This is a genomic window from Bacillus sp. FSL K6-0042 (assembly GCF_038006685.1).
GTDB classification, from domain to species: Bacteria; Bacillota; Bacilli; order Bacillales; family Bacillaceae_G; genus Bacillus_A; species Bacillus_A pseudomycoides.
The window spans coordinates 1,060,882-1,078,812 of the sequence record NZ_JBBOVS010000001.1; the positions used below are offsets into that span (position 1 = coordinate 1,060,882).

The following is a 17,931-nucleotide window of genomic DNA, read 5'->3' on the forward strand; positions in this document are numbered from 1 at the left end:
CACAACACGATAAAAATGATTAACTGTAAATAATCAAAAAGAAAAGGATAAAGCTAGATTTTAAATTTCCTCATAGCTTTATCCATTACATCTTGATTCACACCGATATATCTTAATGTAACTCTTTCTGATGAATGATTAAATATCTCCATCAGCAATGCAATATTCTTTGTTTGCTTGTACATATGATACCCAAAAGTCTTACGCAATGTATGAGTACCTATTTCATCTAATCCAAACTCTGCCGCTGTACCTCTAAGTATTTTATATGCCATACTTCTACCAATTGGTTTATTCTTCCCTTCCCTACTTCTAATCAGATACTCACTATCTTCTCTATCTTCTCTTTCTTCAATATACCAGCGCAACTCTCTTCTTAGTGTAGATGTAATTTCAATCCGCTTTTGCTTACCTGTTTTCATTTCGCGCATTGAGATATGGCTGCCTTTCAAGTCTCCAACCTTCAACTTTAAAATATCGCTTATACGTAAACCTGTGTTGATTCCCATTACAAATAGAATATAATTACGCTCATTCTTTTCTTTTAAATAATCTTTTATCTGTTGTATTTGCTCTGGATCACGTATTGGCTGAACAAAGTTCATTATTCATCGCCTCCAGATTGTTCTACCTCATATACTTCTAATCTAAGAGCAAATGCTAACTTGTAAAAAGCTCTAGATTTAATACGGCGATAGGTGCGCTCGCTCATCCCCATTTCGTTATAAATCATATAGTCACATACGTCTTCATCTTCTAAATAACGTTGAGTAATAATATCTCTTTGATTCTTTCCAGCAATACTATTCCCAAATCTACTTAATGCCTGATCAATTCGTAAAGACATCTTCTCTAACCATTCTTCTCGTTCGCTCTGTTGGACGTTGAATAGAGCAACATCCTCCATAGGCTTTCGAACATCATTTGTAGGACCATGATACCTTACTTCATAAGAAGGAGTGACTTTCATTTCTTTACGAATCATTCCAAACTGTCTATAAATACGTACACTTTCAAGGACACTTTCTAAACGTACCTGTGTTGTATTGCGATCAATTTTTGACAAGAAAGATAATTGGATTTTCATATTAAACTCCTCCTTTATATTATTGAAAAATAAAGAAAGGACACTAAAATTACAACAAATGTTGTGATTTTAGTGTCCTCAGGATTTCCTATCTTGGACCATCTATTACCATTAAATTAGGCCTCGAATCCATTTTGTTTTGTACCCCTTCTATACCAGTACAAAAATCTTCAATTTCTTCAACCTTTAAACCTGTTACAAAAGAAAGTTGTGTTAAAAAAAAGTTCTTTTCTTTCTCTAGATATTTAATCGCATATAATAACAACTTAGGTTGTTCAAAAGGAATGTCTTCATCTAATGGTTCTCTAGTTCGCCATTTTTTCCTACTAATTTGCTGTCTTAAATACAAAGCATACTCAGGTGTAAATATTTCTAGTTGTTCAGCCCGGTAAATTATCGCCTGTAAAGAGACTTTCCAATGTCGTTTCAAAGTTATTAAATAGTCTAATCCAAGAGCAGTTAAATCCCCTACTATTCCTTTTTCTGGCATTAATAAGGCACTGGCGAATCGATTTGCTTCATATTCCATTCTTTTGGAATGAATTTTTTTATTTATCACTTTATTGATATATCTAGAATGCAATAAAATATGTCCTAGTTCATGAGCAATATTAAATCTAATTCTAACAGCAGATTCTCTATCCTTATTTAAAATAATATATGGGCGGTTTTCTAAAAGTACAGAACAGCCATCAATCCCTTGATGATTAAGGTTAATATATGTGATAATAATACCCATCTTTTCACATAAAGCTGTTAAATTGCTTATTGGACCATCCCCAAGATTAAATTTCCTTCTGATTCTCGTAGCTAATTCCTCAATATCATTATCTGAAGTTGGCGAGAACTCTTCTTCAGATTGATGAACTAGACTCAAGTCAAATTTGGGAAGTGAAACCTTATATTCAATATTCTCAACTAAATGTTGCATTAAAAGTATTAACTCTTTAGTTTGATCTGTATATTTTTTTGCTATACCCGATTTACTTCTAAAGATAAAAGGTTTCTCATAAAAAGTATTATTTACATTATCTAAATAAAAAAAGGAAGGCTCAAAATTTAGGATTTTTGATATCTTCATTATATCTTCTGATGAAGGTACGGCTTTTCCGTTTTCATATTTAGAAATAGCTTGATGACTCTTCTCTAGATGATCAGCGAGTTCTTGCAATGTAATATTTCTTATAGTTCTCGCTTGCTTTAACCTATTTCCATTAAAAGATTTATGAATTTTTAATTGATTCATTTATCCCCTCTCCTTCAGCAAACCGCTGAAAGTCTTCAAAATTAATTTCATCTACTGTTTCAATTTTTGATTTTGGATAGTGACCTTCAAATACTGAAAATTCTTCCAAGAGGTAGATGCTTGCGTCAAACTTTCCTTGTTTATTTGGAATACCTAATGTAATAAACGACGGTTTTTCTGTTTGATATCCATGATTGATTTGAAAATAACGTTCATCCTCGTATTTAATATCTCCCTCTTCAAAATCAATATAACTCTTAATTGGTTGAAGAAGTCGATCCCGACAAAATGCTTTACGAGCTCCACTATTTTTTGTTCTAACTTGATTAAAATGGATAAGTATGGATTCATTGAACAGCTCGATAAATGGGTGAGAACGATTAGCATTATAACCTATCCGATATGTAAAAGGAAGTTCTTTATTTTTCACAGCTTGCATTACAAAAAATTCTACAGCAACATTTTTGAGTTCTGGTAATAATCTTTTTGTACCTCGAATTGTTTTTAAAGCAGCTGTATTATTTATTAATAAATCTGACCATTGGTATGCATCTATTATAATTTTACTTAATCTTTTTCGACTTTCTAATGGAATGTACTGATTAATAACCTCTCTTGGTTCATCTAAAATTTGAATCTTCACTCAATCACCTCTGTATGCTTTTGCAACTATTCTACAAAAAATACATGGTTTTTGCAACCTAGAATCTAAATCAACTCACTTTCTTCAAACTTAATTCTTTTAGCTTGCCCTTTTACTGTTTCAACTATAGTAAATCCATGCTCCACTGCTTCACAAACTTTTACTTTCCCTTGATTCCCATCTAAAATTAACACCAGTACTTTACCTGGCTCTATATTATGCTCAATCTTCAATCCATTTAAATTAACTTCTATATCTTTTGTTCTCACATAGATCACTCCCATATGGTATAATTAACTTTGTCGAAAAATTAAGTCGAGAGTAATCTCGTCTTTTTTTATTTTGTTTAATATCACAAATATTGAATAACGTGTTCTGGAATAAATGATTGCTCCAATGATAAATATAGCCTTATCGAAATTGGTTCTTTTTTGTCACGAGCCTGCTTGCATAGCTCCTCAGCTTCTTCCCAATCAAACTTTTTGTCCTTTACACGATTAAAACGCCAAATACCCATTACATACTCTTCAAAAAGTTCATATCGATTATCTGATGCTGTTGTAGGCCTTAACTCATCAATAGCCTTAATTTTCTTGGGTATTTGAACTACAATATCTGTAAAATTCATTTGAGAATTTAAGCGATAAACCTTTGCTTTATTAAAATCAAATACTACTACTGGTTCCACATCAAATATTGTTAATTGTTTAGGCATTACAATCCCTCCAAGCCACTACTTCTTGGAGATACTTTTCGTTTTTCAGCTTGATCATAGACTAATAAAACCACTTCTTGAGGTTTTCGTTTAAATACTTTCGCAATGTTTTCTACAGAAATACCAGCTTTCCACATCTCTCGAAAATCATTAATCTGCTGATTACTCCAACCATGATTAAATTGTTCTAGCATAATATAATCTGCTTCCATATGACTTAAGCCTCTTTTCGATATTTAGCTAATTCTCGCTCTAAACGTTTACGTTCAGCTTCTAATTCTATTTCACTATGCTCTGCAGGCTGAGAATGTGTTTCTGTATCTTGAGTATGTAGCCAATCAGGAACAATTTCTTTTCTAGCATTATTTCTTCCACCACGTGACTGATATTTCTTACGGAATTGAGCTTGTGCAGCTTCAACATCATTAATGCTCTTATATCCTTTAGCATGCCAATCTCTTAAAATACCTTGAACATAAGACATATTCGGTGCATTTTTTTCTAAGGCGATTTTCATTGCTTTAATTACAAGTTGTGCATTTAGATCATCAATCCAAGCATTAATGCCTTCAGCTACAAATGGCTTAAGAACTCCAAAATTTTGTTCATAAAATGCTATTGGATTTTCTTCTGCTACTTTTTGCACTTCAGAGCAGCTTGCTGCTTCTTGTTTTGTTTCTGTTTTTGTTTCTTCTTTTTCTTTTGTTTCTGTTTTTGTTTCTTCTTTTTCTTTTGTTTCTGTTTTTGTTTCTTCCTTCATAGGGTCATCGAAGCCCCTTGCAAGCCACTCAAAACGAGCTTGCAAGTACTCCTTAATTCGAGGGATTTTAAAATCCTGCTGCTTCTCTAGCTCTAAACAAGTTTCATAAAAATTAATTAAAAACTCCTCATCTTTAATGCTCTGTATTTCTTTCAACACACACTTCTCAATGTTCATATTTGTAATAGCATTAAATTTAAGCCAATTAAGCAGCATAATTTCTTTTGTCTTCTTGTTGTAATTAATTTTTCCGTAATCACTAAAGCGCTCTAATAACTTCTCAACTGTTTCACGGTTATATCCTGTATCCATTTCTATAACACGTAATGGAAGCTCATAAATTCCACTCTGAGAAGTTTTACTATTAGTCATTAAATACAAATAGAAGTATTTTTCCTCTGGTGTAAGATCTAAAACAAAAGCATCTTGCCAATATGAAACTTGAACAGGTCTATAAACAGCCATATTATTCATCCTCCATTGTTTTACTTGATTTACTTTGATATACTTAACCTACTTTTATTTTTAGAAAGACTCACTATAAGAGTCTAAAATCTATCACTCTGCCAAGTGATAGATTTTTTATTTTCTACGCCTAACTACTGATGCCTTAATCCCCTTCCCTTGAAGACTTTTAACAACTACACGATAACTCTTTGATACATCGTGTTCCTCTTTTGCATTACAAAGACTCTTGAATTCTTTTGCGCATCTATTTAATTCCCTCTCCCAACGATTTGCTTCATCTAATGAACCGGCATTGAACATGTTATGAATACATGTCACCATGCAGTTATGTAATTCATTTGCAAAAGCAAAGTCTCCTGGTAGAACTAAATCAAACAGACGATTACATTCTACTTTCATGTTTCATTCCTCACTTCAAATAGTTTGATACTGTACGTATCGTTATGACCAGAAAATACAATCTTGTAAACTATAAGGGGAACAAATCTTTCTGGCCATAACGACAAGCACAGTTGCTTGTCGTATTAAATCGTAATATGTTATAATTCGTTTGTTGGTATTATTGGTTATCGCGGGCTATGCGGTAGCCATTTCTTTTTTCGTTTTATTTTTCAAAACAAATGCAGCTTCTATAATTCGAATTCTTATCTCCATTAATTTCTTCTCTTGCTTTAATTTTTTGGCTTTTATATAATCTCCACAAACTGATGCAGTTCGAATATCACCATATAAATTTGCTTCTTTTCTTATCAGTTCTTTATATTGCTTTAATGTTGGACTCATATAATCAATTGTCATAACTTAAACCTCCCCAGTAATAATCAAATTAGCCATCTGTATATTTCCTTGCTCGTAGTGACACTTTCCAATACTTAAATATATCTGTCATCGAAAAACCATACTGATCACATAAGACCGCTACAAGACTCATCATCGAACCCGTAGCATCTAAGATTTCATGCATGACCTTTTTCATAGCTTCTTTTTCACTTTCAGACCATGCCTGTGAAGGCTTAAACCAACATACTGTATCAAGTTGTTTTAAAGCTTCATTTGTTTCTTGTTGAACCATGTATCTCATACTTGTAGGATGAAGGTCTATATATTCTCCATTAAAAAATGGAATACTTACATGACCTGTTGCTTCATTCCACATTTTAAAAAACAGCTGCGGATCATCAATTCCTTCGGTAATACATTTTCGTAAGTCTTCCGGTAACCGTCGTTTTTCAGTTTCATATTTTGCTAGTGACTCACGACTTACAGGGATTTCTAAGGAAAGTTGTTCTTGGGTGATTCCCTTTCGTTTACGTGCCATGGCAACTTCTTTTCCTATAGACATCGTCTACTTCCCCCATTCGTACCTAACGTATTATTTATTTGTGACAACCCGCCGTGGTAATTTAGTATTAGACGGATTCTTTAAATGGATTGTAATACTCTGTATTGTTTTCTACCCATTCAGTATGATTTTCCATCCACTTAAAAAGAAGATGTGTAGGAATAAGAACTCCAGCTTCACGACATACTGGAAAATCAGAACGATTTAATAACTCAGATGCTTTGGTACGTTTGATATGTAATAATTTCATTAATTCCGTAACAGTTAAAAATGGTGGTAGTTCGTTCATTGGTTGAAGATGCTCAGTTGCTTTTTGTACTTCTTCTCGGATGATTTTCCGAAATGATTCGATGTCAAAGTTAATCAAAAATATCACCTCTTTTATTTTTACACGAATCGTGACATTTTTATTCAAAAAAAAGAGTCCACTCAACACTAAGTATAGCAGCAATATTTTTAGCAACGGTAACACTCGGATCCCTTTTACCATTTTCAACCATAGCATACATACTTCTAGATATTCTAGCCTCATTGGCTATATCTTCTTGAGTTTTATTCATATTTTTACGGGTTTTTATTAACCAAATTCTCACTTTCGTCACTCCTTTCGTCACATTTTGTGTATTTATAATATACATATTATGTCACGAAACGTGTAAAGTCAATACTTTTTACACGTTTCGTGTATATTATTTAATGTTACAAATTGTAAAGTTATAATTAAGGTGTGAAATATTTAGAAAGAGGGTAAATCATGTTTGGAAATCAACTACATTTTCTTAGAAAACAACGAAAATTAAGGCAAGAGGATATGGCCAAACACTTAGGAATTGCTCGTACAACATATGCGATGTATGAACAGGGGAATCGCGAGCCTGATTATGACACACTTCAAAAATTAGCGGATTTTTTCGACGTATCATTAGATTATCTACTTGGTAGAACTAATAAAATAAATTCAAAGAAAGTCAATTTTGAAGAATTTGTACAAGATCGAGAACTAGGTCTCTGGTTTAAAGATATTAAGGAAGCCTCACCTGAAAAACGTGAGGAATTAAAAGATTTTTGGGAATTTATCAATATGAGAGAAAAAAAACGTGGATCTCAAGGTGAAAATAAATAAACACACGCTATAGTCGTGTGTTTTTATTTATTTAAACCAATATGGTTAAAAATAGTATTAAGTGGAATTCAAAATGATGAAATTGCAGATATAATAAAGCAGTATCTTTATAAGTGCACATTGCCTTGATGTAATAAATAATAATATAAAACAAGATGAAGCGATTTAAGAGGTCTCTTTTCAAACGAAATCAAATAAATGTTGATTATACCGTATTATTACTAGCTATTTAGACAACTTAACCAAAACAGATAATGTATTAAATTATGCACATAACCTATTTATCACCTGAAAACTAATTGATTCTTGTGAGTGCATATATTGTTATCGAAAATTGAACTTAATAGTTACTTTATTAAATTCTTTTTAATACACCTCTATAAAACTTTGCTTTTTGCCCCACAACAAAGAATAAAGGTTTATTTCGCGGGGCAAAATTATCTACTTGCAAAATCTTTAAACATTCTTAATCAAATATTTAAATAACCTAAACAGGCTGCTGAATTTCTTTATGATCACTTTTCTGTTCTAAATAAAATGTGTAACTATCTCTTACTTTAAAATTCACCTTTAAACCTACCTGTATACTTTCAACTGCTATAAGCTCTTGACATTGCTCATCATTGAACTGTATAGACTCAATGGCACCATACCTTACTGGTTCGGATTGATTATTGGTTCTTGCATATATGTTATCCCCTACACAAACTTTTGTGTCTTCCACATTAAACCATACAATATCCCTTCCATATGTTGCTATAGGAAGATCTAACAGCCTAATATTCAGGCTGTTCTCCATCCTGAATTGAATAATTTCTATCATTAAAACTTCATACAACGTTTTGCCGTATAGTTCGAAAAAATTAATGTAATCTAATAAGATTTCTAGACTTAATAATTCATTCTGACCACCGTGTGCCACTTGGTTTCTTCTTTCAGCCAAATCATCAATTCTTCCAAATGCTATAGCCTTACTTATCTCATTTTCTACTAAATACTTTTCAAACCCAGGATGACGTAAAATTAAAGAAGATACCTGATTAATCCCTATCTTATAAAAAAATTCATCTATACTACCCTGCCTAAAATTTGATGTATGGTATGTATAAGCATCTAAATTAATTGAATAATTTCCATTTCCAACCACACATGAATGTGCATTAATAATTATTTTATCAGCAGTTGTGATATTTTGATATTTAGGTAAAGTTAAATTCTGTATTAATATTGCTGATAGTGCAGAATGGTTTTCTTGAATCTTTAAAGGCATCTTTTTAAAATCACTAACGGTTTCACTAAGATTTGAAATATACGCCTTGATAAGCTCTTCAATAAATGCTTCAAAATAGCCATACATTGAGATTATTATCGTATTATACTCAAATATTTGCTTATTTGAGAATGATTGATAATGTTCTATGAAAAGCTTGAATTGCTCTCCTAATTCAGGTGGTGTTATATGCACCCCTGCCTCTTTAGATTTCTTAAAAGTTGTAAACATCTTTTTCTGAAATTGGCTATTTTCAATAAATTTCTTTAACTCACTTAAACCCTTTTGAAATTCCATCAGTACAGATTTCATTCTGCAGCCTCAAGGTATCTCTTAATAAAAGTATTCATTTTTTCAATTCTTAAGATTACATGTGTTTTCCCAGTATTTCTCCCTCCAAAATCGTTATAATTATCCATATAAAACTTTTTTAAATCTCTTTGTATTTCTTCTTTTTTACTTATAAGTATATCCTTATTTTCTAGATTTTGAGAAAAAACATGCATTATTGGATCAAATACAACTTTTGTTGGTCTATCATACCATTTCCAATCTTCATTTCTAACTCGATATAGACAAAATGCATTTTCTCCCAATACTTCATATACAAATTGAATTGTTTCCTTAAATAATTTTTCATATTGCTTTATTACATTTTCATCAAATAGATTACCTTTTTTTAAAAAATAATCTAAAAATCTCTCTAACGTCATTTTTTCCCATTTATCTAAATGTCTAAAAGCAAAAAACCTTAAGATTAATTCAACATCTGACATTTTCTTATACAATGGATTTTCAATTAATTCTTTATCTAACTCCTGCTCATCTTCTTCATTTATTTGCTCTGGAATTCCCCACATTCGGCAGAAATATTTATCTCTTGCTATTTTAATGCACAACTGATTTAATTCACCATTATATAATGCATTTCTAGTTTCTTGAGGCTCTAACTTCTCCCCACCACTATTTATTCTCTCAAAAACCATCTGTTTTAATCTTTGTGCTTCTTTATCAGTTTTAGCGGTCTCCTTTAAAAGAATAATAGAAGATAAATACCTTCTGTCTATACCCTTTTTTACTTGAATAGGTAGCTGAGAATATACTAATCCATTAAGCTCTCCCCACTCTTCCAAGCCCACTAACGAAAACCTATCTGTATAAAAATCATAAATAGCAGTTAACCTTTGTAATCCATCCATTACTTCATATACTGAATAATCTTTTTCATATAAAAAAATGGGAGGAACAGGGACATTCATAATAAAAGATTCTATTAACTTAGACTTCCTTTCATTATTCCACCTATGCCGTCTTTGGTACTCTGGATTAAGAATGTAATCTTCTCCCTCTACTATGTTCTCAATAGTAGTAAGCTGAAATCGCCCTTGTTCAGTAACTATTCTAACTTCGCCTTTGATATACTTTTCATTTATCTCTTCATCAGTATGAATTATCATACCCATATCTTCAATCTCATTTTCTAGTTCTTCACCCGGAAAAAAATTCAATTAAATCCCTCCAATATATAATTTCATACAACACTATTATCCTGAATAATATATTTTAAATTCTGTTCTATTATTGAACTTCCATGTACCTGTTTGTTAAATACATATTCACGATATGTTGTATCACCATTTTCGTACGTATTACTTAATCAATAAATATTTTTCACATTGCTAAACCTTCCAAAAAAGCTCATTTTAAAGTTCTCTTAAATTTTCTGCTTTTACTAGAAATCTCTCAGCGACAATACAAGCAATTTTATTTTTATTAGTATCATCTAACCTTGTCACATATTTTACAAGTTGTACTATTTCTTTATTTGCAGTCATACCTAACTTCACTTGAATATGCAGTTTTTCTGACGCACTTTCGACTATAATGTCAATTATATGATTTTGATCATAACTATGAGATGCTTACTTCACTTCATAATTCAAACTCTTAAAAAATTCTATGGCTATTCCTTCAACAAGTTGCCTTTTAGCAATTTGATATGTATTTAAAACTTTAGATACATCCTTTTGTTTAGTTGTTACGCTATCAGGATGAGGGCTATTAATAATAAACCTTCAAATCTACCTATGAATATATTAATTATAAAAAATTTTCAGGGTTACTTATAATTGTATTAATGATTTCTTCAATTAAATCTTCTTTTTTAAGCTTTAAAGACTATATTACTCCGATTCTCAGGAATACTCAAAAATCTATACAAATCCCCCATCTTCTAAAAAAATCAATTCTAATCTTAATATTTTTTAACTTTATACCTAGTCTTCTTGCTTATCTCAAAATGATTAAGCTCCGTTACAGCTACTTCAGATAAAATGAAGTCAATTGTCTTTTTAATCACACTCTCACTCCTACGGTAAAAAACGAAAAGTAATGAATAATTTACCATATATATTTTACCTTATTTTCTAAAACATAAACAGATATTATTGTATATATTCATCAACATTTCACTACTAAATCTAAGATACTAATCTCTCATTTTAGATTTGGTAGCAATCAGATCTCTTAATTTATCTACCTATTTTCTCTTCTTGAATACTCTTCCCAGTTTTTTATTTTTGTTATATTATAAGAACGTACGTTCTTATAATACGAATGGAGTGAAAATATGTTTCAATCACAACCCTACTATACAACACAACTTGAAGACTATATCCAGAACTTGTACCAATCCTTATCTATTATTGTTCCCGAGCAAATTGATATGATAGAGATTGCGAAAAAGCTAAACATTTGGTTGTACTTTGCTCCGTTTGGAAGTCATGCAATGGAAAAAAATCAAATAGCTAACTTAATTATTGATAATCGTATCTCTCAACAAGAACAATGGGAGGACTTTGGCCATGAGACCTGCCACATCCTATTTCATTCTGGTAATCAATTATTAATGCATCAAATGTTTCTAGATTATCAAGAAGCAAAGGCTAAAAACTTCGCACAACAATTTTGTGTACCTACTTTTATGTTACGAAAGCTTCCTCCCCTACAATTAAAAGCATATATAATCTCAGAAAAATTCAATGTAACAACACAATTTGCTGAAAAAAGGCTTTTACATTATGAAAATCAATTATTAGCAAGTAAATTACAGAACCAAATATCACAATACTGCAATTTTTAAAACTAACGATAATGGAGGTATTGAATATGAAAGGAAGTTTTCGTAAACGTGGAAATACGTGGTCTTTTACAATAGATATCGGTATAGATCCGACCACAGGAAAACGACAGCAAAAAAGTAAAAGTGGATTTAGAACAAAGAAAGAAGCCCAAAATGCTGCTGCAACAATGATTACAGAGATAGAGAAAGGAATATATTTTGATGACAAACAATTAACTGTTTTAGATATATGGGAAAAGTTAAAGCCTCTTCGTAAAGCTGAATTAAAAATTACATCTTATGAAAAAGACATGAGTTTAGTTAGGCTCTATATCCTTCCCCCATTTAGTTATAAAAAAATTAAAAGTATTAAACCCGTGATGGTTCAAAGCTACTATGCTGAACTTAAGGAAAAAGGACTATCAAATGGTACAATCAGTAATATCCACCGCTGCTTAAGATGTATTTTCAAACACGCTGTAGAATGGGAGATTATACATGATAATATAATGAATAAGGTTAAAAAACCACGCGAAGAGCAAGGTGAGATGAAAACATGGTCTAGCGAAGAATGTAATCGATTTCTCCAGTATCTAAAAGAAAAAAATACTAAGTACCATATGTTCTTCTTACTTGCAATCTATACAGGTATGAGACGCGGAGAATTACTTGCACTAACATGGAAAGATATTGACTTTGATAATAAACGTGTCCTGGTTAATAAATCGCTTGTAAAAACAGAAAAAGGACTATTTAAAGCTGCTACAAAAACTAAGTCTTCAAATAGAAACATTAGTATCTCTTCTTTTGTTATAGGGCAGTTACAATCCTACTATTCCTATAAAAAGAAAGAATTTTTCCGCTGGGGTATACACTTGAATGAAGAGGCCTTTATTTTCACCGGCAATACGATACATTCGCCCTTACATATAGATGCTCCTCATCGCTTTTTGAATGATCACTATAAAAAAGCTGGTGTTCCTCGAATTCGTATACACGACTTACGACATACTCACGCTACACTCATGCTTCAAGCTGGAGAGCACCCTAAAATCGTTCAGGATCGCTTAGGTCATTCTTCCATTCAAATGACTTTAGACAAGTACAGCCATATCACACAAAACATGCAGCAACAAGCTGCCGAAAGTTTTGAGAACATTATAAAACCTTATGAAAATATCAAATAAAAAACTGAAAAATTCTAATGTGAGCAAAATGTGAGCATTGAGTAAAAACAGGGCTCAGAAACCTTGATATAACAAGGTTTCTGAGCCTATATCGTTGAATCTTGGGAGAAGAATGAACAGTTTTAAAGGTGTTTGATAAAACATACAAAAGTGCCACCCTTTATCAAGTACGAGGTGGCACTTTTTATTTCTCTATATGAAACAATATCCTTATACTAACTTTTCTCTTTTCTACATTTGGTATATCTGCTGGGGCCCACGGAAATTCTTCTAGGTTGTAAAATACTCTAATTTTATCAAATTTATCACTCACCTGCATATTAGTTACATATTTGATTACCGAATATTCTAACTCATTATTATAAATGAGTTAGAAAGACCGATACTAAATCCTTTAGTGTCTATTATTAAATGACTTTATTATCACCTTACAATTGTAATTTCATTTATCCTCCCTTTAGATAATCTACGAATTTACTACACATCCCTGGAAATTAATTTAATTTTCTTATTTTAAATGAAAATCATATAATTTCTACTAAGTTCCTATATAATCAATAAAGAAAATCTTACAAACGGAGGGATAAAAATGACATTTTGGAGTAATATCGGTACAATTTTATTTTTAATAGCTCTTATTCTACTGACCTTATGCATTATTTCATTCTTTAAGAAAGATGGTAAAGCAATGACATATGGTAGACCTGCGGTTATTTGTTTTATTATTTCATTTTTAGTCATGATAACAAGCACTGAAAAAACAGATCATCCTATTATTAACTTTTTCGCTAATGTATGTTTAATCCTATTTATTTTCTTTCTTGTCTTAGCAATCTTATCTATCATTAAGAAAACTGGTATGGCGAAGAAACAGTTTTTAATTACAGCTGTTTTATTTATAGCTTTTGGGGTATTTACAAGTATCGCAACTCCTTCTGCTGAGAAAGTAACAGCAAAAGATAAAAAAATTGCAACTGAAAAAGAAGATAAAAAAGATGCAGAAAAGAAAGAAGCAGACGAGAAGACTCGTAAGCAAGAAGGTGAAAAGCGTCAAGCTGAGGAACAAGCTCAAAAGCAACAGGAAGAACAAAAGCGTCAAGCTGAAGAACAAGCTCTAAAACAACAAGAAGAGCAAAAGCGCCAAGCTGAGGAACAAGCTCAAAAGCAACAAGAAGAGCAAAAGCGCCAAGCTGAGGAACAAGCTCAAAAGCAACAGGAAGAACAAAAGCGTCAAGCTGAGGAACAAGCTCAAAAGCAACAGGAAGAGCAAAAGCGTCAAGCTGAGGAACAAGCTCGTAAACAGCAGGAAGAGCAACAACGTCAAGCTGCTGAGCAAGCTTCACAAAAGAAAAGTACTGTAGCGTCCTCAGCTACTAGCAATCATGGTGGATCTAATGGTCAACCTTTCCAAAACAATCCTAGTGATGATAAAGAAACAAACACTTCTTGTAAAGGTCAAATTAAAGGAAATGCTAATTCTAAAAAATATCATGTTCCTGGAGGTCAATATTATGATTCTACAAAAGATAATATCGTTTGGTTCTGTTCAGAAGCTGATGCTCAAGCAGCTGGTTATGTAAAATCAAAAAAGTAAACGTTTTTCTTTATTTCAAATACTTTTTCTAGGAAGGTGAAAAAACAAAACATGCTATTTTCGAACAAACTCCTTCCCACTCTTTATAGAAAATAGTAACTTATAATACCTTTTCAATCTCCTTCTCTAACTCTTCCGGCTTCGTCTGCGGCGCAAAACGATCAATTACTTTCCCATCACGCCCTATTAAAAATTTCGTAAAGTTCCACTTTACTGCCTTCATACCAAGTATGCCCGGTGCCTGCTCCGTCATATATGTATATAGTGGATGCGTGTTATCACCTTTTACATCAACTTTAGTGAACATCGGAAAGGATACACCGTAATTTAATTCACAAAAACTTGTAATCTCCTCTTCTGTACCTGGTTCTTGTCCTCCAAATTGGTTACATGGGAAACCTAAGATTTCGAATCCTTGCTCTTTATACTTTTCATAAATGGCTTGTAACCCTTTATATTGCGGTGTAAATCCACATTTACTTGCAACATTTACAATGAGAAGAACTTTACCTTCATACTCTCGTAACGATTTTTCTTCCCCTGTAATTGTTTTTGCAGAAAAATCATAAACTTTCATATATATCTGCCCCTCTCTATTATTTCATACTTATTCTCATCATATATGTATTTAACTTCCTCGTCTAATGAGAGCGCTTTATTTTTGTTCAAAAATTCGACACAAACTACTAGACAAATAGCTTGGAAAGTTTTACAATTAAATTGTGAACAAAATGTGACAGTTTATCTTCTAAATTGTGACATTTTCAATTCCATTATAATGAATAAAGGATGGTGTTGATAATGAAAACTGCACAACGTGAAATGATTTCAAATCGCGAGTTTTACTTCGTATTATACATGATGTTACTATTTGTTGCTGGTTGGTTTATGGATGTAAATGGACTATTTTTAAGCAAGTACTTTACACTTGCAGGAATGATTTCTCTTCCACTAGTTGGTGGTCTTGTCGGATTCTTTATTATGTCAATTAGTAAAGAACAAACAAAATAATAACATTACATAAAGGCAGAAAACGATTTTTCGTTTTCTGCCTTTTCTTTTATAATAAAAGAATATAAGACTACAAGGAGTGATTAGTATGAAAAAGGTAGAACAATTATCCTCTCAGTTATATATCATTGATGATTACGATTTACAACATGAAGAGCGAACTGGTACATATGTCTTACTTGGTGATGAAATTACTTTAATTGAAACTTGCGCTGCTCCTTCCCTTCCACATCTTCTAAATGGCTTACAACAATTACGGATTAACTTAGCAGATGTTAAAAATATCATTGTTACACATGTTCATCTTGATCACGCTGGCGGTGCTGGTTTAATGATGGAAAAATGTCCAAATGCAACTTTATTCGTCCATTCGCGTGGTGCTCGTCATATGATTAATCCTACGAAATTAATTCAAGGTGCCAAAGCTGTATATGGTGATTCTTTTGATGAACTCTTCAATCCAATTCTTCCTATTCCAGAGAAACAAGTCCATATCGTACAAGATGGTGAGACATTGCAAATCTCAGAAAAGCGGGTACTAACATTTTACGATACACCAGGGCACGCCAAACATCATATAAGTATCCATGACTCCTTAACAAATGGCATTTTCACGGGTGACACAATTGGTATTTATTATCGAGAACTAGCTGAACTTGGTGTTGAACTATATTTACCGACCACATCTCCTTCACAGTTTCAACCAAATGCGATGATTGCTGCAAAAGACCGCATTCGAAATATGAATGTTGACTCAATCTACTTTGGACATTATGGTGCATCTTCCCATGTTTCTGAAGTATATAAACAGCTTGAATATTGGCTCCCTATCTTTGTTGAAGCTGGAAAACAAGTATTTGAAAAAAATCAAGATTTTGAAACATCAAGTCATGAATTGTATAGTTTATTATTGGAAACAGTATCCTCACATCTTACAAAACAAGGTGTAACACCGACCCATTCTATTTACGATGTTATCAAACTCGATATGGAGATCAGTGCGATGGGAATTATTGATTATCTTACAAAGCAAGAAAAGGCGGAAGCAACTACTAACTAAATAGAAAGACAATTCGAGGATATTATGCTACATTTCAAGCATATATCCTCTTTTTTTGAATATGTTTTTTCAATAATAAACATACAAAAAAAGGAGTGATACAATGAAAAAGGTTAGCAAATACTTATGTTTCACTTTATTCATTGTTATATTGCTATTTACAGGAGGGAAAATTCAATTTTATTTAGATCAACAAGCTGAACTATCCTTTCATATGTATCCTCGAATATTTTCCTTTGTATTTTCCCCTTTTTCATTGGTGGCGTACTGCGCTTCTGTCAACTTATCAATAACAAGAAAAATCAACATGTATGGAAATTTCAACTAGAGAAATTTATAGGCATTGCGTTACCTTCAGCATTGATTGGCTTTTCACCTATTCTATTATTCTCACCTATCGGACAATTTTTTCCTTACTTAGCTTACTTAGCTATCCTAACTCTTTTAAATACAACATTTCCCGTAATAATAAATATAATAGCTGGTTACTCATTATTAGATAGTTTCATACGAAAAGAAAACTAACATGATACGAACCTCACACCAATAAAAACCCCTATCGGTATACCTCTACTCCTGTGACTTTAAACATATAAAGGAAACTTGACGATTTAAGTTCAAAATTAGAGAACGGTGAACTATCCCTAAAAGTCGGATTTTTCTCAGATCCAACAAATGCTTCTTTTGTCACCACATTTATCTCTCAACTCCTTATCGCTCTTATAGGAACAGCATTTGGCGGTATTTCAATTGATGTCTTATATTTAGCAAACAATGCAAAAGAACCAAACGATCAATTTTTAAGCGTAGTTGGTTACGGTGGCTTATTTATTAGTGCAATTCTCCTTGTGAGAGTGGCTATACATGCGGTAAGAAAATTCAAATAATAACTTGCATACACTACAAAGAAGAGCCTTTTTATAAACATCGGCTCTTCTTTTCATATATTTAATTTATTTGTTGTACTTTTCCATTTACATACTCCATAAACCGATCCGCTTGTACAAATTCTTCTTTATACGCTTCGGGGACTTCTTCTACCGTTACATGTCCGCTTGATTTAATGTTCACCAGCACTTTCTCATATGTCATTAATGCTTCTATATACTGCTCGTACTCTTTAGATGTTAATACTTCTTTACTAGATTTATCCCCATTCAATTGTCTTACACTATATATTGGCAAGTTAAAAACATTTCGTTCGTTTTTTAAAATTATTTTCGATATAAATTAATATAATGATTTAAAACTTATAACTTTATAACATTAACTTATAATCCGCTATAACAATTATATAATTTTCC

At 32.0% G+C, this 17,931-nt stretch carries 23 protein-coding genes and 2 pseudogenes; 7 read left to right on the forward strand and 18 right to left on the reverse strand.

What is annotated here, in order from left to right; all coding sequences use genetic code 11:
- Window positions 1-53 precede the first annotated feature (53 nt).
- From MHH45_RS05575 to MHH45_RS05635, 13 genes are all read right to left on the reverse strand, one after another.
- Complete coding sequence (locus tag MHH45_RS05575) at window positions 54-605, reverse strand: site-specific integrase (protein ID WP_088093864.1); 552 nt, start codon at window positions 603-605, stop codon at window positions 54-56.
- Window positions 605-1,087: an ArpU family phage packaging/lysis transcriptional regulator gene (locus MHH45_RS05580; RefSeq protein ID WP_088093863.1), complete on the reverse strand. Its 483-nt coding sequence runs from the start codon at window positions 1,085-1,087 to the stop codon at window positions 605-607. Before MHH45_RS05580 ends, MHH45_RS05575 begins: the two co-directional genes overlap by 1 nt.
- Before the next feature lie 88 nt (window positions 1,088-1,175).
- Complete coding sequence (locus tag MHH45_RS05585) at window positions 1,176-2,333, reverse strand: XRE family transcriptional regulator (protein ID WP_088093862.1); 1,158 nt, start codon at window positions 2,331-2,333, stop codon at window positions 1,176-1,178.
- Window positions 2,311-2,976: a hypothetical protein gene (locus MHH45_RS05590; protein WP_088093861.1), complete on the reverse strand. Its 666-nt coding sequence runs from the start codon at window positions 2,974-2,976 to the stop codon at window positions 2,311-2,313. The genes MHH45_RS05585 and MHH45_RS05590 overlap by 23 nt, the downstream gene beginning before the upstream one ends.
- A 65-nt stretch (window positions 2,977-3,041) precedes the next feature.
- The gene (locus tag MHH45_RS05595) at window positions 3,042-3,245 is read right to left on the reverse strand and encodes an XtrA/YqaO family protein (protein ID WP_416076115.1); all 204 of its coding nucleotides are present in this window, start codon (window positions 3,243-3,245) and stop codon (window positions 3,042-3,044) included.
- A gap of 83 nt (window positions 3,246-3,328) precedes the next feature.
- Window positions 3,329-3,691 (reverse strand): cell division protein SepF, encoded by a 363-nt coding sequence (locus MHH45_RS05600; protein ID WP_088093860.1) that lies wholly within the window; start codon window positions 3,689-3,691, stop codon window positions 3,329-3,331.
- Entirely contained in the window at window positions 3,691-3,903 is a 213-nt protein-coding gene (locus MHH45_RS05605) for a hypothetical protein (protein WP_088093859.1), read from the reverse strand. Before MHH45_RS05605 ends, MHH45_RS05600 begins: the two co-directional genes overlap by 1 nt.
- A gap of 5 nt (window positions 3,904-3,908) precedes the next feature.
- A complete protein-coding gene (locus MHH45_RS05610) occupies window positions 3,909-4,916 on the reverse strand; it encodes a DnaD domain-containing protein (protein ID WP_088093858.1) in 1,008 nt (335 codons plus the stop codon).
- 117 nt (window positions 4,917-5,033) lie between these two features.
- The gene (locus MHH45_RS05615; protein WP_088093857.1) at window positions 5,034-5,318 is read right to left on the reverse strand and encodes a hypothetical protein; all 285 of its coding nucleotides are present in this window, start codon (window positions 5,316-5,318) and stop codon (window positions 5,034-5,036) included.
- A 177-nt stretch (window positions 5,319-5,495) separates the two neighbouring features.
- Complete coding sequence (locus MHH45_RS05620) at window positions 5,496-5,717, reverse strand: RNA polymerase subunit sigma (RefSeq protein WP_088093856.1); 222 nt, start codon at window positions 5,715-5,717, stop codon at window positions 5,496-5,498.
- A gap of 28 nt (window positions 5,718-5,745) precedes the next feature.
- Window positions 5,746-6,261, reverse strand: coding sequence for a helix-turn-helix transcriptional regulator (locus tag MHH45_RS05625; RefSeq protein WP_088093855.1), 516 nt, complete (start codon window positions 6,259-6,261; stop codon window positions 5,746-5,748).
- 67 nt (window positions 6,262-6,328) lie between these two features.
- A complete protein-coding gene (locus tag MHH45_RS05630) occupies window positions 6,329-6,628 on the reverse strand; it encodes a helix-turn-helix domain-containing protein (protein WP_088093854.1) in 300 nt (99 codons plus the stop codon).
- 40 nt (window positions 6,629-6,668) lie between these two features.
- Window positions 6,669-6,854, reverse strand: a complete 186-nt coding sequence (locus tag MHH45_RS05635; protein WP_088093853.1) for a helix-turn-helix transcriptional regulator — start codon at window positions 6,852-6,854, stop codon at window positions 6,669-6,671.
- Between the two features lie 161 nt (window positions 6,855-7,015).
- Here MHH45_RS05635 and MHH45_RS05640 point away from each other — a divergent pair, with 161 nt between their 5' ends.
- Window positions 7,016-7,384: a helix-turn-helix domain-containing protein gene (locus MHH45_RS05640; protein WP_088093852.1), complete on the forward strand. Its 369-nt coding sequence runs from the start codon at window positions 7,016-7,018 to the stop codon at window positions 7,382-7,384.
- Window positions 7,385-7,871: 487 nt separating this feature from the next.
- Here MHH45_RS05640 and MHH45_RS05645 read toward each other — a convergent pair whose 3' ends face one another.
- The 3 genes from MHH45_RS05645 to MHH45_RS05655 all read right to left on the reverse strand — a co-directional run bounded on the left by MHH45_RS05645 (window position 7,872) and on the right by MHH45_RS05655 (window position 10,489).
- Window positions 7,872-8,966 (reverse strand): MAE_28990/MAE_18760 family HEPN-like nuclease, encoded by a 1,095-nt coding sequence (locus tag MHH45_RS05645; RefSeq protein ID WP_088093851.1) that lies wholly within the window; start codon window positions 8,964-8,966, stop codon window positions 7,872-7,874.
- Window positions 8,963-10,162 carry a DUF262 domain-containing protein gene (locus tag MHH45_RS05650; RefSeq protein WP_249922699.1) on the reverse strand — a complete coding sequence of 400 codons (1,200 nt, stop codon included), beginning with the start codon at window positions 10,160-10,162 and terminating at the stop codon, window positions 8,963-8,965. Before MHH45_RS05650 ends, MHH45_RS05645 begins: the two co-directional genes overlap by 4 nt.
- 195 nt (window positions 10,163-10,357) lie before the next feature.
- On the reverse strand, window positions 10,358-10,489 hold the full coding sequence (locus MHH45_RS05655) for a hypothetical protein (RefSeq protein WP_283936154.1): 132 nt from the start codon (window positions 10,487-10,489) through the stop codon (window positions 10,358-10,360).
- A 794-nt stretch (window positions 10,490-11,283) separates the two neighbouring features.
- Between MHH45_RS05655 and MHH45_RS05660 the strand changes: the two genes are divergently transcribed.
- The 3 genes from MHH45_RS05660 to MHH45_RS05670 all read left to right on the forward strand — a co-directional run bounded on the left by MHH45_RS05660 (window position 11,284) and on the right by MHH45_RS05670 (window position 14,556).
- Entirely contained in the window at window positions 11,284-11,796 is a 513-nt protein-coding gene (locus tag MHH45_RS05660) for an ImmA/IrrE family metallo-endopeptidase (RefSeq protein WP_088093850.1), read from the forward strand.
- Window positions 11,797-11,822: 26 nt separating this feature from the next.
- Window positions 11,823-12,962 (forward strand): site-specific integrase, encoded by a 1,140-nt coding sequence (locus MHH45_RS05665; protein WP_088093849.1) that lies wholly within the window; start codon window positions 11,823-11,825, stop codon window positions 12,960-12,962.
- Window positions 12,963-13,551: 589 nt separating this feature from the next.
- The gene (locus MHH45_RS05670; protein WP_016114653.1) at window positions 13,552-14,556 is read left to right on the forward strand and encodes a sunset domain-containing protein; all 1,005 of its coding nucleotides are present in this window, start codon (window positions 13,552-13,554) and stop codon (window positions 14,554-14,556) included.
- A 100-nt stretch (window positions 14,557-14,656) separates the two neighbouring features.
- On the opposite strand, the gene MHH45_RS05675 is transcribed toward MHH45_RS05670, so the two are convergent.
- Window positions 14,657-15,133, reverse strand: a complete 477-nt coding sequence (locus tag MHH45_RS05675; protein WP_016114652.1) for a glutathione peroxidase — start codon at window positions 15,131-15,133, stop codon at window positions 14,657-14,659.
- A 224-nt stretch (window positions 15,134-15,357) separates the two neighbouring features.
- Between MHH45_RS05675 and MHH45_RS05680 the strand changes: the two genes are divergently transcribed.
- From MHH45_RS05680 to MHH45_RS05690, 3 genes and pseudogenes are all read left to right on the forward strand, one after another.
- Window positions 15,358-15,567: a DUF3925 family protein gene (locus tag MHH45_RS05680; protein WP_006094670.1), complete on the forward strand. Its 210-nt coding sequence runs from the start codon at window positions 15,358-15,360 to the stop codon at window positions 15,565-15,567.
- A gap of 88 nt (window positions 15,568-15,655) precedes the next feature.
- The gene (locus MHH45_RS05685) at window positions 15,656-16,627 is read left to right on the forward strand and encodes an MBL fold metallo-hydrolase (protein ID WP_016114651.1); all 972 of its coding nucleotides are present in this window, start codon (window positions 15,656-15,658) and stop codon (window positions 16,625-16,627) included.
- Window positions 16,628-16,730: 103 nt separating this feature from the next.
- Window positions 16,731-17,152: pseudogene (locus tag MHH45_RS05690) on the forward strand (hypothetical protein).
- A gap of 423 nt (window positions 17,153-17,575) precedes the next feature.
- Here the strand turns inward: MHH45_RS05690 and MHH45_RS05695 are convergent.
- Window positions 17,576-17,791: pseudogene (locus tag MHH45_RS05695) on the reverse strand (DUF3600 domain-containing protein); the annotation flags it as partial.
- Window positions 17,792-17,931 lie beyond the last annotated feature (140 nt).

What these genes read in the sequence shown, in the direction of transcription:
- MHH45_RS05575 (WP_088093864.1), bottom strand. Translation starts at nt 605, where the DNA reads ATGAACTTTGTTCAGCCAATACGTGATCCAGAGCAAATACAACAGATA.
- MHH45_RS05580 (WP_088093863.1), bottom strand. Translation starts at nt 1,087, where the DNA reads ATGAAAATCCAATTATCTTTCTTGTCAAAAATTGATCGCAATACAACA.
- MHH45_RS05585 (WP_088093862.1), bottom strand. Translation starts at nt 2,333, where the DNA reads ATGAATCAATTAAAAATTCATAAATCTTTTAATGGAAATAGGTTAAAG.
- MHH45_RS05600 (WP_088093860.1), bottom strand. Translation starts at nt 3,691, where the DNA reads ATGCCTAAACAATTAACAATATTTGATGTGGAACCAGTAGTAGTATTT.
- MHH45_RS05605 (WP_088093859.1), bottom strand. Translation starts at nt 3,903, where the DNA reads ATGGAAGCAGATTATATTATGCTAGAACAATTTAATCATGGTTGGAGT.
- MHH45_RS05610 (WP_088093858.1), bottom strand. Translation starts at nt 4,916, where the DNA reads ATGGCTGTTTATAGACCTGTTCAAGTTTCATATTGGCAAGATGCTTTT.
- MHH45_RS05615 (WP_088093857.1), bottom strand. Translation starts at nt 5,318, where the DNA reads ATGAAAGTAGAATGTAATCGTCTGTTTGATTTAGTTCTACCAGGAGAC.
- MHH45_RS05620 (WP_088093856.1), bottom strand. Translation starts at nt 5,717, where the DNA reads ATGACAATTGATTATATGAGTCCAACATTAAAGCAATATAAAGAACTG.
- MHH45_RS05625 (WP_088093855.1), bottom strand. Translation starts at nt 6,261, where the DNA reads ATGTCTATAGGAAAAGAAGTTGCCATGGCACGTAAACGAAAGGGAATC.
- MHH45_RS05640 (WP_088093852.1), top strand. Translation starts at nt 7,016, where the DNA reads ATGTTTGGAAATCAACTACATTTTCTTAGAAAACAACGAAAATTAAGG.
- MHH45_RS05645 (WP_088093851.1), bottom strand. Translation starts at nt 8,966, where the DNA reads ATGAAATCTGTACTGATGGAATTTCAAAAGGGTTTAAGTGAGTTAAAG.
- MHH45_RS05655 (WP_283936154.1), bottom strand. Translation starts at nt 10,489, where the DNA reads ATGACTGCAAATAAAGAAATAGTACAACTTGTAAAATATGTGACAAGG.
- MHH45_RS05660 (WP_088093850.1), top strand. Translation starts at nt 11,284, where the DNA reads ATGTTTCAATCACAACCCTACTATACAACACAACTTGAAGACTATATC.
- MHH45_RS05665 (WP_088093849.1), top strand. Translation starts at nt 11,823, where the DNA reads ATGAAAGGAAGTTTTCGTAAACGTGGAAATACGTGGTCTTTTACAATA.
- MHH45_RS05670 (WP_016114653.1), top strand. Translation starts at nt 13,552, where the DNA reads ATGACATTTTGGAGTAATATCGGTACAATTTTATTTTTAATAGCTCTT.
- MHH45_RS05675 (WP_016114652.1), bottom strand. Translation starts at nt 15,133, where the DNA reads ATGAAAGTTTATGATTTTTCTGCAAAAACAATTACAGGGGAAGAAAAA.
- MHH45_RS05680 (WP_006094670.1), top strand. Translation starts at nt 15,358, where the DNA reads ATGAAAACTGCACAACGTGAAATGATTTCAAATCGCGAGTTTTACTTC.
- MHH45_RS05685 (WP_016114651.1), top strand. Translation starts at nt 15,656, where the DNA reads ATGAAAAAGGTAGAACAATTATCCTCTCAGTTATATATCATTGATGAT.